Below are 13946 nucleotides of genomic sequence, written 5' to 3'. Positions count from 1 at the left end.
GCTGTGCCCCATACGGTCTTGCATGGCGGATCCAACCGGACCCGGTGAATCCGACGGACGGATCATCCAGACCGATTTGCGCATTGAGATGTCGCGCTCCTATTTGGAGTATGCGATGAGCGTCATCGTGGGCCGGGCCCTGCCCGATGCCCGCGACGGCCTCAAGCCGGTGCACCGGCGCATCCTCTACGCGATGTACGAGCTCGGTCTCACCAGCGACCGGCCTTACCGGAAATGCGCCCGCGTCGTCGGGGAGGTGCTCGGTAAGTACCACCCCCACGGCGACACGGCGGTCTATGACGCCCTGGTGCGCATGGCCCAGGACTTTTCCATGCGCATGCCCCTGATCGACGGGCACGGCAACTTCGGGTCGGTCGACAACGATCCGCCGGCCGCGATGCGGTACACCGAGTCGCGCCTGCAGGCCCTGACCACCGACAGCCTGCTGGAGGACATCGAAGCCGAGACCGTCGATTACATCGACAACTTTGACGGCTCCCAGCAGGAACCCACCGTGATGCCGGCGCGGGTGCCGCACCTGCTGCTGAATGGCTCCTCGGGCATCGCCGTGGGGATGGCCACCAACATCCCCCCCCACAACCTCACCGAGCTGATCGACGGTCTGCTGGCCCTGATCGACGACCCGGAGATCGAGGATCGCACCCTGATGGCGATCATCCCCGGCCCCGATTTCCCCACCGGCGGCCAGATTCTCGGCAGACGAGGCATCCGCGAGACCTACACCACGGGCCGTGGCTCGATCACCATGCGGGGTGTGGCCTCCATCGAGACGGTGGAAGCCAAGGGGCGTCCCGACCGTGACGCGGTGATCATCACCGAGCTCCCCTACCAGACCAACAAGGCCGCCCTGATCGAGCGCATCGCCGAGCTGGTCAACGACAAGAAGCTCGAGGGCATTGCCGACATCCGCGACGAAAGCGATCGCGACGGCATGCGCATCGTGATCGAACTGCGCCGCGACGCCTACCCCCAGGTGGTGCTGAACAACCTGTTCAAGCTCACGCCGCTGCAGAACAACTTCAGTGCCTACATGCTGGCCCTGGTGAAGGGGGAGCCCGTGCTGCTCACCCTCGGCCGCATGCTGCGGGTGTTCCTCGACTTCCGCATCGGCACGATCGAGCGGCGTACCCGCTATTTCCTGCGCAAGGCCCAGGAGCGCGATCACATCCTGCAGGGCCTGCTGCTGGCCCTCGACCAGCTCGATCCGATCATCGCCCTGATCCGGGCCGCCCCCGACACCGCCACGGCCCGGGCCCAGCTGCAGGAGCGCCATGGCCTCAGCGAGATCCAGTCCGACGCCATCCTGCAGATGCAGCTGCGGCGCCTCACGGCCCTGGAAGCCGACAAGATCCGCCTCGAACATGACGACCTCGTCGCCAAGATCGCCGACTACACCGACATCCTTGGTCGGAAAGAGCGGGTGCTGGGGCTGATCCAGGAGGAGCTGCAGGTCCTGCGCAGTCGCTACGACTCCCCCCGCCGCACCGAGATCCTGGATCTCGAAGGTGGCCTCGAAGACATCGACCTGATCGCCAATGAGCGGTCGGTGGTGCTGCTCACCGAGAACGGCTACCTCAAGCGGATGCCGGTGAGCGAGTTCGAGGCCACCAGCCGCGGCACCCGTGGCAAGGCCGGCACCCGCAGCCAGGGCGAGGAGGCGGTGAAGCTGTTCATCAGCTGCAACGACCACGACGCCCTGCTGCTGTTCAGTGACCGGGGCGTGGTGTATTCCATCCCCGCCTACCGGGTGCCGTTCAGCAGCCGTTCCGCCAAGGGAACTCCGATCGTGCAGCTGCTGCCGATTCCCCGCGAGGAGGCGATCACGTCCCTGCTGGCGGTGAGTGCCTTCGACGACGACGTTCAGCTGGTGATGCTCACCAGCGGTGGCTACATCAAACGCACCCGCTTGTCGGCCTTCAGCAACATCCGCTCCAACGGCCTGATCGCCATCTCCCTTGAGGATGGAGACGCCCTGCGCTGGGTGCGCCTGGCCCTGCCCGGCGACAGCGTGCTGATCGGCTCCCTCAAGGGGATGACGATCCACTTCCGTCTCAGCGACGAGGAGTTGCGTCCCCTGGGCCGTGCCGCCCGCGGCGTGCGGGCCATGAATCTGCGCGCCGGCGATGAGCTGGTGAGCATGGATGTCCTCACGGCGGAACTGGCGGACCGTGTCGCCAGCACGGCGGATGCCGCCGGTGGCGACGACGAGGAGGGTGACGAGGTCGCCCCCAGCGAGGGCCCCTGGGTGCTGGTGGCCAGTGCCAGCGGCCTTGGCAAGCGGGTGCCGGTGGATCAGTTCCGGCTGCAGCGCCGCGCCGGCATGGGTCTGCGGGCGATCAAGTTCCGCCGGGATGGCGACGTGCTGGTCGGTCTCAAGGTGCTTGGCGCCGGTGAGGAACTGCTGCTGGTGAGCGAGCGGGGGGTGATCGTGCGCATGAAGGCCGATGCCATTCCCCAGCAGTCCCGGGCGGCCACCGGGGTGCGGCTGCAGAAGCTGGATGCCGGCGATCGCCTCACCGAAGTGGTGCTGGTGCCGCCAGCCGCCGAGGAGGAGGAGCTGGCCGTCGGGGTGGTCCCTGAGGCCACCCCTGAGGCGACGGCGGCAGTCCCCCCCGAGCTCCCGGGGGATACGGCGCCAGCCACTGACGAGACCCCAGACGAGACCCCAGACGACTGACTCGCCTGCAGGGAGTCAGCGCTGGCTCCAGGCCCAGAGCATCAACAGGCCGTAGCCGGCCAGGCTGGCCAGCTGCAGGCCCAGTTCCAGCCGTTCGATCCGGCGTTCGAGCCATGGGCGCTGTGGGCCGTTGCCGTCGCTGGCGAGGCGATCCAGCCGGTTGGCGCACCAGATGAACTCGCAGAAGAACACCAGGGTCACCAGGTAGGAAAAGGCGTACAGCTCATCCAGCACGGTCAGATAGGGCAGGGAGGGCAGGGAGTCGCGGTAGGACTGCTGCATGAACACCAGCGTCAGCAGGATCACCGGCGGGATCGCCAGGCGCTCGGAGCTGAAGCCGGCCCGAAGGTTGGGGGTGAGCAGCATCACCACCATCGTGATCGTCAGGGGCAGCAGCCACTTCACCAGGGCCGCCCAGCCGATGGGTTCGTAGCGCAGCTCCATCTCGACGCCGCCGCGGTGGTGGAAGAGGCGCCAGCTGCTGAGCCGGTAGCCGCTCATGTTGCTGCGGCGGCTGACACCGGAGGCGCCGCTGTCGGCCTGCAGGCGAATCCGGGGCGGCTCGGCGATCGTGGCGGGAAAGCTGGGGTCGGCCACCAGCCGGATCTGCAGGGGCAGGGTGCCGAAGGGGTAACCCCGGTAGTCGATCTCATCGGAGTAGAAGTTGCCGTTGAAGCGGTAGTCGCGGCCCAGATCCGTGCCCAGGCGAAGCGGACCGCTGCTGGCCTCCAACAGGGAGTTCCAGGGCTCCACCAGGTTCTTAAAGCGGACCAGATCGAGCGGATCCACCCCCGCCGCCAACCATTGCCGCACCGCCGCAGCCGGCGCCGACAGTCGCAGCGTTCCCTCGACGCTGAAGGTTTTCTCCCTTGAGGAGAAGCGGTAGACGTTGTCGACCTTCAGGGCGACGCGGATCGGCACGGTGGCGACCGGGGCTGCGGCCGCTGTCGCCAGACCCAGGCCCTGCGCTAGCACCAGGCTCAGGCTCAGGCCCAGGCAGGCCAGCGCCGACAGCGTCCAGCGGGCGAGGGCACGCATGGGCCGTGATGCAGGATGAGCGATCACGGTACCGGCGAGATGGCGAGGGACGTGCTGGTGCTCGGAGGCGGTCCCGCCGCCCTCTGCATCGCGGCGGCCCTGGCGGCGGAAGGGCTGAAGGTGGCCCTGCTGGCGCCCCAGGATCCGCGCACCCCCTGGCCCAACACCTACGGCATCTGGGGGGACGAGGTGGACGCCCTTGGCCTGGGCCACCTGCTGGAGCACCGCTGGAGCCAGACGGTGAGTTACTTCGGCGCAGGGGATCCTGATCCCGCCGCGGCGGCCAATCGCCCCACAGCCCATGGCCGTGATTACGGCCTGTTCAACCGCGAGGCCCTGCAGCAGCACTGGCTGGAGGCCTGCGGGCGCGGCGGGGTGGAGCTCCTTCAGGGGCTGGCCACAAGCTGGGAGGCCGTTGGCGCCCTGAGTGTGGTGGTGGGCGCGGATGGAAGCCAGTGGCAGGCGCGGCTGGTGGTGGACGCCACCGGCCATCAGCCGCTGCTGGTGCGGCGGCCCGATCGGGGCCCGGTGGCGGGGCAGTCGGCCTACGGCGTTGTTGGCCGCTTCTCGGCGCCGCCGGTGCCGCCCGATCAGTTCGTGCTGATGGACTACCGCAGCGACCACCTCAGCGAGGCCGAGCGGGCCGAGCCCCCCACGTTCCTGTACGCGATGGACCTGGGCGGGGGGCGATTTTTCGTCGAGGAGACCTCCCTGGCCCTGGCGCCGCCTGTGCCCTTCGAGCGGCTCCAGCACCGCCTGCACCGGCGCCTGGCCCAGCGCGGCGTGCGGGTGCTGGCGGTGGAGCACGAGGAGTTCTGCCTGTTTCCGATGAACCTGCCCCTGCCGGATCTGCAGCAGCCGGTGCTGGGCTTCGGCGGGGCCGCCTCGATGGTGCATCCGGCCTCCGGCTACATGGTGGGCGCCCTGCTGCGCCGGGCTCCGGCGGTGGCGGCGGCGGTGGCCGCGGCGATGGCGGCGCCTGCGGCTCCCTCGCTGCTCCTGGCCCAGGCGGGCTGGCGGGCCCTCTGGCCCCCGGAGCTGCGCCGCAAGCACGCCCTCTACCAGTTCGGCCTGGGCAAGCTGATGGGATTCTCCGAAGCCCAGCTGCGCCAGTTCTTCGCCAGCTTCTTCCGCCTGAGCGGCCCGCAGTGGTCGGGCTTTCTGGCCAACACCCTGGGCGTGCCGGAGCTGCTGGCGGCCATGCTGCGCCTGTTCAGCCTGTCTCCCTGGGGCGTGCGGGCGGGCTTGCTGTTGCCGCCGCGCCAGCCTTAGCCGGGTGCCGGCAGCCCCAGCACCTCGGCGCTCTGGCTGCGGATCCGCTGGCAGAGATCGGCATCGTGGCGGATCGAGGCGCCGTAGGAGGGCAGGATCTGCTTCAGCGTCCGCTCCCAGCCATCGGGCAGCTTTTCGCGGAAGCAGGAGCGCAGGATCTCCAGGCTGATCGCCACGGCGGCGGAGGCGCCAGGTGAGGCCCCCAGCACGGCCACCAGGGACGTATCCGCCGCATGCACCACCTCGGTGCCGAATTGGAGCACCCCGCCCCTGCTGGGGTCGCCCTTGATGATCTGCACCCGTTGGCCGGCCACCGCCAGTGACCAGTCACAGGGCCGGGCGTTCGGGTAGAAGTCGCGCAGGGCCGCGAAGCGCTGCTCGTCGCTGGCGAACACCTGACTGATCAGATAGTCGGTCAGGGGCAGGTTGTCGCGGGCCACCGCCAGCAGGGGCAGCAGGTTGCCGGGCCGCAGGGACCTGGGCCAGTCGCAGAGGGAGCCACTCTTGAGGAACTTGCTGGAAAACCCGGCGTAGGGCCCGAACAGGACCCAGTGCCGGCCGTCGACAAGGCGGGTGTCGAGGTGGGGCACCGACATCGGCGGCGAGCCGGCGGCGGCCATCCCGTAGACCTTGGCGTGGTGGCGGCTGGCCACGGCTGGATCGCCGCAGCGCAGCCACAGGCCGCTGACGGGAAAGCCGCCATAGCCGCGTCCTTCGGGGATCCCTGATTTCTGGAGCAGGGTGAGGGCGCCGCCACCGGCGCCGAGAAACACGGTGCCGGAATCGATCAGGCGGGTTTCACCACTGGCTTGATCGCTCGTCTCCAGGCGCCAGCTGCCGTCCTGCCGGCGCTGCAGGCCCGTCACGGCCGTGGAGAAGCGCGCCTCGAAGGGCGGACTGGTGCGCAGGTGATCCAGCAGCTGGCTGGTGAGGGCCCCGAAGTTCACATCGGTGCCGGAGGCGATGTAGGTGGCGCCGATCGCCTGGGCCGGATCCCGCCCTTCCATCAGCAGGGGGGCCCAGTCCGCCACCTGGGCCGGCTCCTCGCTGTAGGTCAGGCCCCGGTAGCAGTGGTGGGCGCCCATCAGCCGGTGGCGTTCGTGCAGGTAGGCCCGCCGCTCTTCCCCCAGCACGAAGCTCATGTGGGGGACGCCCTGGATGAAGGCCTCTGGAAAGCCCAGGGCGCCGCCCTTCACCAGGTGGGTCCAGAACTGGCGCGAGAGATCGAAGGCTTCGTTGATGTCGAGCGCCTTGGTGAGGCTGATCGAACCGTCCGCTGCCATCGGCGTGTAATTCAGCTCGCAGTTGCCCGCATGGCCCGTGCCGGCGTTGTTCCAGGCGCTGGAACTTTCCTGGGCTTCCCGGGGCAGGCCCTCAAGCAGCAGGAGGCGCAGCTCCGGCCGCAGCTGTTTGAGCAGGGTGCCCAGGGTGGCACTCATGATCCCCGCCCCCACCAGGGTCACATCAACGGTGGTCAGCGTCACGGGGTCTGCCGGTGGATCGGATCGGCGATCAGGCCGGGCGACACGGTATCCGATGGCCACCTGTCCCTGACAGCATGGATCCTGATGCGCCCCCGTGCTGCGGGTGAACGCCGGTGTCGGATCCTTCCCTTGCGATCGACGATGGCCCGACGGGTGCGGACGGTGAAGCGCAAGCCTGCCGGGAGGAACTGCTGGGCTGGCTGCGGGCCGGATCTGCCCGTTCCGCAGTCCAGGCCGCCGAGAGGATTCCGGCCCTGATCGAGCGGCTGGAGCGCCTGCAGCCCGCCGATCTGGCCGCCCAGGCGTCCCAGCTGGCGGGGGTCTGGGAACTGCGCTGGAGCAGCAGCTCCCTGCCCTATCTGGCGGTCCAGCCCTGGCTGGAGAATCTGCAACTGCTCGATCCCGCCAATGGCCGTGCCATGAACCTGCTGCGGCTGGCCGGCCCCCTCGGGCCCCTGGCGGGGATCGGGGTGCAGGCCCGGATCGCCGTCGCCCCCGAGCCGCCCCACCAGCGGGTGTCGGTGCAGTTCGAGCGGGGCGGCTGGCTGGGACCCCGGATCGGAGAACGGCGCCTGCAGCTGTTTCGGCAGGTGAATCAGAGCTTTCCAGCCTGGCTCGATGTCACCGTGCTCGATGATGCGCTGCGGGTGAGCCGCGGCAATTCCGGCACGCTGTTCGCCCTGGTGCGGAGAGCGGACCTCGATCTGGCGGCGCTGCTGGCGTGAGTTCCCCGGCGGTCCGTCACCACCGGTGGTCGTCGCCGTCGGCCGCTTCCTGTGGCGGCCAGGCCAGGTGCACCACCACCGGCGCATGGTCGCTGGGCTGCGCGTTGCCGCGCTGATCCTTGTGGATGACGCAGCCCGTGGCGCAGGCCAGCAACTCGTCTGAAAGATAGATGTGGTCGATGCGCCAGCCCCGGTCCATGTCCCAGGCGCCGGTGCGGTAGTCCCACCAGCTCCAGTGGCCGGGCTCCGTCTCAAAGACGCGGAACACGTCGCTGAGGCGATCGCCCAGGGCGGCGCTCAGGGCCTGCCGCTCCGGATCACTGGCCATGATGCCGCCGCTGAGGCGCTCCGGGTCGTGGATGTCGCGGGAGTCCAGGGCGATGTTGAAGTCCCCCACCATGGCCAGGGGTTCCCCTTCGGCCTCCTGGGCCTCCAGGTAGCGCCGCAGGCAGGCCAGCCACTCCAGCTTGTAGGGGTACTTCTCCGAGGTCAGGGCCGATCCGTTGGGGACGTAGAGATTCAGCACCCGCACCCCTTCGATCGAGGCACTGATCACCCGTTTCTGCTCGCCCAGCGCCTCGGCCGTCGGATCGTCCGGCAGCAGGGCGGCGAAGCCCACCCGCACGTCCTCGATCGGCAGTCGGCTGAGGATCGCCACGCCGTTGTAGGCCTTCTGGCCGCTGATCACGGACCGGTAGCCCAGGGCCTCGAAGGCGGCGTGGGGGAACAGGTCATCGGCCACCTTGGTTTCCTGCAGGCAGAGCACCTCGGGCCCTTCGCTCCTGAGCCAGGCACCAACCTGATCGAGCCGGGTGCGCACCGAATTGACGTTCCAGGTGGCGATCCGCAGGGCCATGGCGACGGGCCGGTGGACCGGCTGGGGGCCCTTATCATGAAGGTCCTGGTGATTCTTCCCCTCGCCGGCAGGAGCCATGAACCCTTTGCTTCCTTTGCGCGCCGGCACTCTCCTCGCTGGCACTGTCCGCGCCGGCATCGTCCGTGTCGGCACCCTGGCCGCCGCTGCGCTGGCCCTGCTGCCGGCCGGTGAGGCCTTGGCCCAGCAGGCCGGCTACGGCCAGACACTCGGCACTGGCACGTTGGAGCGCCAGCTCTACGACTACGGGCCCGGCAAATCCGGTTCCGGCAGCGGCTCGATCCTCGACAGCACCAATCCCCTCGACCTGCTGAACAAGCTGAAGCGCAGCACCTCCCTCGACGACGCCACCCCACCCAGTTCCGCGGTCGATCAGGCCCTCAGGGACTTTGACGCGAAGGCACCGAAGCCGGCGCCGGCAGGGTCTGCGGGGCAACTGAAGGGGATCTGAGCGGTTCGAGTCCCCAGCTCGCCGCCAGTTCGTCGAGTCTCGGGTCCGGCTTTTCGGGGTTGGGGTTTCTCAGCCGTGCCTGGGCCAGGGCCTCCTGGGACCCTCTGGCGTCCCCTTGGTCGTGCCGCAGCATGGCCAGGCCCAGCAGCGGGCGTTGGTCCTGGGGAAAGAAGTTGGCCAGCTGCAGGTAGGTGGCCGCTGCTCTGGCCACCTGATCGCGTTTGAGCTGGAGCTCGGCCAGCAGCAGGCCGATGCCCAGGGCCTCCGGCTGCACCTCGGGTTTGATGGCCATGGCGTAGGCCGCCTTGACCCGGGCCTCGGCGGCGGCGCCGCGACCCTGCTCCAGGTTCAGCAGGCTGAGCAGTTGCAGGGCTTCCACCTGGGTGGGCCGCAGGTTGAGGATCTGGCGCAGTTCGCGCTCGGCGCCGCTGCGGTCGCCCTGGTCGCGCCGCAGTTCGGCCAGCATCAGCCGCAGCGACCAGCGCTCGGGTTCCCGGTCCGCCATCGGCTCCAGCAGGCTGATCGCCTCCGCCTTGCGGTCGAGGGCCACCAACAGCTCCAGCAGCCGCTGGCGGTCGGCCGGGGCCGCTTCGTCGCCGTCGAGCCGTAGCCGCAAGCGGGTGGCCTCCTTGGTGAGCAGCGTCCGCTTCGGGTCGGCACTGGCCTGGGTGGCCGACTGGCGCTGGCCCAGCCACCAGCCGCCCCCGAGGGCCAGCAGCCCGACCAGGCCTGCCGCCAGCAGCGACGGGAGGCCAGGTAGGCGGCGGTTCGGCGAGGGCATCCGCTGACGGAGAGGGCTCAGGATCGCGTCCGAGTCTGACCTGGGCATCGCGCTTCCGCTGCTGCTTACATTGACCCGGGCCAGTCCAGGCACCGCCACGGGGTTTTTCACATCCACCATGCGCCAGCATCCCATCTCCCCGGTCACCGAGCCGATGCAGTACCGGGCCATCGGAGTGGTGCGCGGTTGCTACGTACCGGCCGATCCCGACCAGCCCACCCGGGGTCTGATCCGCACGACCGATGGCACCGAGATCGAGGCCGTGGTGCTCGGCCGCCTGCTCACGCTGATGCGGCGCCATCTCGACCTGGCGATGCCCCATCTCTGGGTCGTCTACCCCCGCTCCCGGGAGGAGAACCAGCTGCACCTGCAGATGGTGGGCGTGTGGGAACCGAGCACCCTCGCCCCTGCCCCCGAAGCTGAAGCCAATGAAGCCGAGGCCACTGAAGCCGAGGCCACCGACGCCGACCAGCTTCCCGAGGGTGACGACTATTTCTCGATCCGTGGCGAACTGATCTTCACCCGCCCCGAGACCGGCGATCTGGTCATCAAGGTGCGGCAGCAGCCCCGCCCCGACGGCAACCGTCCGGTGCCGTTCAAGCTGCAGCTGCGCGGCGACATTTCCCTGGAGCATCTGCGCCACTTCGTCTCCCTCGATCTGCGGCGCCAGGGGCAGCAGCTCGCCGTCGAGCGCTTTGAGGTCATCGGTCCGGTGGCGGAACGGGGTAACCGCGGCGGCCGGGCCCGCAAGCCCGGCGGCGACAAAGGTGGTCCGGCCAAGCCCAAGGGCCATGGCCGCGCCGTGACCCGCCAGGGTCGCTGAGATGACCAGCGGTGCCCTCACGGCTGGCGTCGTGGTGCTGCTGGTCAGCCTTGCCGCCGTGCTGGGCCCGCTGGTCGGGCTTTCCCCCTGGTGGATCACCGTGCTCGTGGCCCTGGGCCTGGGATCCCTCACCATCGATGCGGCCCGCTTCGGCGGCCGGGGCGGCCACCTGCTGGCCGAAACCCTGCCCGGCGGCCACGGGCGCCTGCGCCGCATCGCCATCCATGAAGCCGGCCACGCCCTGGCGGCGCTCAGTGATGGTCTGGCGGTGCAGCGGGTGCTGGTGGGCAGCCTGGCCTGCCTGCGGGCCGGTGTTGACAGCGGCGGTTGCACCGAGTTCGCTCTGCCCGAGAGCGTCAAGCTCTCCGCCGAGGACCTGCGGCGCTGGAGCCGGGTGCTGCAGGCCGGCATGGTGGCCGAGTCGCTGGTGTACGGCGACAGTGTTGGCGGCGATGACGACCGGGCCTTGCTGGGCCGCCTCTGGGGCCTCTCGGGCTTCGATGTTGAAACGGCCCGCCTGGAACAGCGCCGGGCGCGCCGGGAGGTGGAGCAGGCCCTGCGGGCCCGCCGCTCTGAAATGGAGGCCGAGGCCGAACGGCTGCTGGCGGCGGCCCCACGCTTCGGACGGCGGCCCCCCCCATGACCCTGGCCCTGCTGGATTGCCCCACCGGCCTGGCCGGCAACATGCTGCTGGCCGCCCTGCTGGACCTCGGCCTCCCCGAAGCGACCATCCATGCGCCCCTCGCCGCCCTGGGCCTGGAGGGGCGCTACCGGCTGCGGATCGAGGAGCGACGCAGCGGCGGCCTGCGGGGCCTGCATCTGGATGTCGAGGCCCTGGAGGAGCAACCGCCCCATCGCCCCTGGGGGGCGTTGCGCCAGCAGATCCAGGCGGCTCCCCTGGCGCCGGAGCTGCGGCGGAAGGTGCTGGCGGTGTTCGCCCTGCTGGCGCAGGCGGAGGCCTCGGTCCACGGCCATCCCGCCGAGGCTGTGGCGTTTCATGAGGTGGGGGCGATCGATGCCCTGGTGGACATCGTGGGGGTCTGCGCCGGCCTGCTGCACCTGGGGGTGGATCGCTTGGTCTGCGGCGTGCCGCCTGGGGGCCACGGCAGCGTGATCACCGCCCATGGCGCCCTGCCCCTGCCGGCCCCGGCGGTGCTGGAGATCGCCCGCTCGCGGGGCCTGCCGCTGGCCTCCAGCGAAGGGTTTCCCCCCGGCGAGCTCACCACCCCCACGGGCCTGGCCCTGATGGCCTGCTGGGCCGACCGTTTCGGCCCTTCCCCCGGGGCCGTGCCGTTGCAGGTGGGCGTGGGGCTGGGGACGCGCCAGCTGGATCGGGCCAACCTGCTGCGCCTCACCCTGGCCCGTCCCCTGGGGGACGATGGCGCCAGTGGAGCCAACGAAGTGAGCGAAGTCCTGTTGCAGCAGCAGGCCCAGATCGACGACGCCAGCGCCGAGGACCTGGCCTACCTGGCGGAGGCCCTGCGCAGCGGCGGGGCCCTGGACGTGTTCAGTCAGCCGGTGGCGATGAAGAAGGGCCGCAGCGGCACCCTGCTGACGGCCCTGATGCCCCCGGAGCTGGGGCCGGTGCTGCGCCAGGTGTGGTGGCGCCATGGCACGACGCTGGGGGTGCGGGAGCAGCTGCAGAACCGCTGGATCCTGCCCAGGCAAAGTGCCACCCTGGCCACCGCCCTGGGCCCGGTGCGGATCAAGTGGGCCAGCCTGCCCGACGGTCGCCGGCGTGCCAAGGCCGAACATGCCGACCTGGTCGAGCTGGCCGGGCGTCTGGGTCGCTCCATCGAGGAGGTGCGTGACGAGGTCCGCCGCGCCCTGGCGGCTGAGGGAGGAGCGCCATGAGTCGCTGGTCGCGCCCCAGCCTCGAAAGCCTGCGGCGCCGGCTGCCGACGACCATCAAGTGGCCCGCCCTGCCTGCCTTGCCAGCCCTGCCGGGCGGCCTGCGTCCCTGGATCACCCTCGGCAGCCTCGGGTTTGTGATGGCGGCCCTGCTCAGCCATGGCCGTCAGCTGCTGCAGTTGCGGCTCGATGGCCAGGGTTGGCTGTGGCTGGTGCTGGGCGTCGGCGTGAGCCTGCTCAGCCTGCTGATCAATGGCGTGGCCTGGGGCGTGATCCTGCGCTGGCTGGGCCTGCGCCCCAACTGGGCCGCGGTGGTGGAACTGCACCTGGCCACCAACCTGCGCAAGTTCCTGCCCGGGGGGATCTGGCACCTGGCCTCCCGGGTGCAGCGGCTGCGCAGCGAGGGCGCCCCCCTGGCGGCGCCGCTCAGCACGAGCATGGCTCTGGTGGCGGTGCTGCTCGACCCCTTGGTGGCGGCGGTGGCGGCCCTGGCCCTGGTGCCCCTGGGCGGCTGGCAGGGCGGCCTTGGACTGGTGTGCCTGCTGCCCCTGGCCCTGCTGCTGCCCCGCTGGCTGGATCCCCTGCTGGCGCGGCTGGAGCGGCGCCGGGCCCGGGAGCTGGGCCTGGAGGAGGAGCTCCAGCAGGAGCTGGCCCAGGCGTCGCCCGTGGCGCGCTCCAGCTGGCTGCGGGGCTACCCCTGGGCGCCGCTGCTGGCGGAGCTGGCCTTCGTGCTGTTGCGCTTCGCCGGCTTCTGCTGCTGCATCCGGGCCTTCGATCTGCCCCTGGGGAGCGAGGTTCCCGTCTGGCTGGCGGGATTCGCCCTGGCCTGGACCGCTGGTCTGGTGGTGCCGGGGGCACCTGGCGGTCTGGGGGTGTTCGAGGCGGTGCTGCTGCTGCGGATGGGGGTGGCCCTGCCGGAAGCGCCGCTGCTGGCGGTGGCCTTGAGCTACCGCCTGATCGTCACGCTCACCGATCTGCTGGCGGCGACCCTGGTGGCCCTGGACCGGCGGCTGGTGCGGCAGCCGTCGGCGGCGACACCGCCATCGACACCGCCATCAGGCAGCCCTTCTCAATAGGCTCTAGTTTTGCGAAGGTCTGGGATCGCGTGGTGAACACTCCCCCCACGGGTCTGGCCCAGCCCAGCAGCCTGCGCACCACCCTCCACGATCGGGGCCAGCGGCTCACACCGCAGCGCCAGCGCGTGCTGGATCTGTTCGAGCGGATCGGCGAGGGCAGTCACCTGAGTGCGGAGGAGGTGCACCTGCGCCTGGTGCGCAGCCAGGAGCGGGTGTCGCTGGCCACCGTCTACCGCACCCTGCGGTTGCTGAGTTCGATGGGGTTGCTGCAGGAACTGGAACTGCCGGAGGGGGGGCGGCGCTTCGAGCTGGCCGGCGACGCCCACCGCGACCATCACCACCTGCTCTGTGTCCGCTGCGGCCGCACCGAGGAGTTCGAGAGCGGTTCCGTCCTCGCCGCTGGCGAGGCGGCGGCTGGGGCCTTCGGCTTCCGTTTGCTGGAGTGCGTGCTCAACGTGCGGGCCCTCTGTCCGGCCTGCGCGGCTGAGGAGCAGGGTTGAGGGGGGTGCCGGGGCTGAGTGCTGGCAGTTGCAGCTGCTGATCGGCCCAGTGGGCTGCCAGCGCGGCCAGCAGGCTGGACCGATCGCCACGGATGCGGAGCATGGGGGGCTGAAGCGGAGGAATCACACCAGGCTGGAGGCGATCGGCGCGGGACCCGCTGCCGTGGGCACAACGGCAGGCCTCCAAGGCGACCGTCGCGGGTGACCGGCCCTGGGGACCCTTGCGCTGCCGCCTCCCCGCCGCCTCCCCGTCGCAATCTCCAGCTGCTATTGAGAATCGCTTGCAAAAGGGGTGGTTAAGCGTCTAGGTTGCGAGCAGTTCGCAATAAGGGCGCCCCTCTCCGATGCGCTACCGCTTCCTTCCCGATGACCC

The 13946-nt window shown here is 70.2% G+C and carries 13 protein-coding genes; 9 read left to right on the top strand and 4 right to left on the bottom strand.

Annotated elements, in window-relative coordinates; translation table 11 throughout:
• The first annotated feature begins 22 nt into the window (after nucleotides 1-22).
• On the top strand, nucleotides 23-2698 hold the full coding sequence (gene gyrA / locus KBZ33_RS03875) for a DNA gyrase subunit A (RefSeq protein ID WP_254951107.1): 2676 nt from the start codon (nucleotides 23-25) through the stop codon (nucleotides 2696-2698).
• A 15-nt stretch (nucleotides 2699-2713) separates the two neighbouring features.
• On the opposite strand, the gene KBZ33_RS03870 is transcribed toward gyrA, so the two are convergent.
• Nucleotides 2714-3736: a hypothetical protein gene (locus KBZ33_RS03870; RefSeq protein WP_254951109.1), complete on the bottom strand. Its 1023-nt coding sequence runs from the start codon at nucleotides 3734-3736 to the stop codon at nucleotides 2714-2716.
• Nucleotides 3737-3751: 15 nt separating this feature from the next.
• Between KBZ33_RS03870 and crtL the strand changes: the two genes are divergently transcribed.
• Nucleotides 3752-5008 carry a lycopene beta cyclase gene (gene crtL, locus KBZ33_RS03865; RefSeq protein ID WP_254951110.1) on the top strand — a complete coding sequence of 419 codons (1257 nt, stop codon included), beginning with the start codon at nucleotides 3752-3754 and terminating at the stop codon, nucleotides 5006-5008.
• On the opposite strand, the gene mqo is transcribed toward crtL, so the two are convergent.
• Complete coding sequence (gene mqo, locus KBZ33_RS03860) at nucleotides 5005-6492, bottom strand: malate dehydrogenase (quinone) (RefSeq protein ID WP_254951111.1); 1488 nt, start codon at nucleotides 6490-6492, stop codon at nucleotides 5005-5007. The two genes, crtL and mqo, sit on opposite strands and share 4 nt — an antisense overlap.
• 113 nt (nucleotides 6493-6605) lie before the next feature.
• Between mqo and KBZ33_RS03855 the strand changes: the two genes are divergently transcribed.
• Entirely contained in the window at nucleotides 6606-7217 is a 612-nt protein-coding gene (locus KBZ33_RS03855; RefSeq protein WP_254951112.1) for a PAP/fibrillin family protein, read from the top strand.
• A gap of 16 nt (nucleotides 7218-7233) precedes the next feature.
• Here the strand turns inward: KBZ33_RS03855 and xth are convergent, their stop codons facing one another.
• Nucleotides 7234-8067 (bottom strand): exodeoxyribonuclease III, encoded by an 834-nt coding sequence (gene xth, locus KBZ33_RS03850; RefSeq protein WP_254951144.1) that lies wholly within the window; start codon nucleotides 8065-8067, stop codon nucleotides 7234-7236.
• 82 nt (nucleotides 8068-8149) lie between these two features.
• Between xth and KBZ33_RS03845 the strand changes: the two genes are divergently transcribed.
• A complete protein-coding gene (locus KBZ33_RS03845; protein WP_254951114.1) occupies nucleotides 8150-8542 on the top strand; it encodes a hypothetical protein in 393 nt (130 codons plus the stop codon).
• On the opposite strand, the gene KBZ33_RS03840 is transcribed toward KBZ33_RS03845, so the two are convergent.
• The gene (locus KBZ33_RS03840; protein WP_254951115.1) at nucleotides 8472-9323 is read right to left on the bottom strand and encodes a lipopolysaccharide assembly protein LapB; all 852 of its coding nucleotides are present in this window, start codon (nucleotides 9321-9323) and stop codon (nucleotides 8472-8474) included. The two genes, KBZ33_RS03845 and KBZ33_RS03840, sit on opposite strands and share 71 nt — an antisense overlap.
• A gap of 118 nt (nucleotides 9324-9441) precedes the next feature.
• Between KBZ33_RS03840 and KBZ33_RS03835 the strand changes: the two genes are divergently transcribed.
• Genes KBZ33_RS03835 through KBZ33_RS03815 form a run of 5 tightly spaced genes read left to right on the top strand, consistent with a single transcriptional unit; the run spans nucleotide 9442 to nucleotide 13573 of the window.
• Entirely contained in the window at nucleotides 9442-10146 is a 705-nt protein-coding gene (locus KBZ33_RS03835) for a hypothetical protein (protein WP_254951116.1), read from the top strand.
• Nucleotide 10147: 1 nt separating this feature from the next.
• Nucleotides 10148-10789 carry a hypothetical protein gene (locus KBZ33_RS03830; protein ID WP_254951118.1) on the top strand — a complete coding sequence of 214 codons (642 nt, stop codon included), beginning with the start codon at nucleotides 10148-10150 and terminating at the stop codon, nucleotides 10787-10789.
• Nucleotides 10786-12000, top strand: a complete 1215-nt coding sequence (locus KBZ33_RS03825; protein WP_254951120.1) for a LarC family nickel insertion protein — start codon at nucleotides 10786-10788, stop codon at nucleotides 11998-12000. Before KBZ33_RS03830 ends, KBZ33_RS03825 begins: the two co-directional genes overlap by 4 nt.
• The gene (locus tag KBZ33_RS03820) at nucleotides 11997-13073 is read left to right on the top strand and encodes a lysylphosphatidylglycerol synthase domain-containing protein (RefSeq protein WP_254951122.1); all 1077 of its coding nucleotides are present in this window, start codon (nucleotides 11997-11999) and stop codon (nucleotides 13071-13073) included. The genes KBZ33_RS03825 and KBZ33_RS03820 overlap by 4 nt, the downstream gene beginning before the upstream one ends.
• A gap of 29 nt (nucleotides 13074-13102) precedes the next feature.
• The gene (locus KBZ33_RS03815) at nucleotides 13103-13573 is read left to right on the top strand and encodes a Fur family transcriptional regulator (protein WP_254951124.1); all 471 of its coding nucleotides are present in this window, start codon (nucleotides 13103-13105) and stop codon (nucleotides 13571-13573) included.
• Nucleotides 13574-13946: the final 373 nt, after the last annotated feature.

It is taken from the genome of Cyanobium sp. Cruz-8D1 (assembly GCF_024345975.1).
GTDB lineage: Bacteria > Cyanobacteriota > Cyanobacteriia > PCC-6307 > Cyanobiaceae > Cyanobium.
Note: the sequence above shows the minus strand (reverse complement) of the source record. Positions and strands in the feature narration are given on the sequence as shown.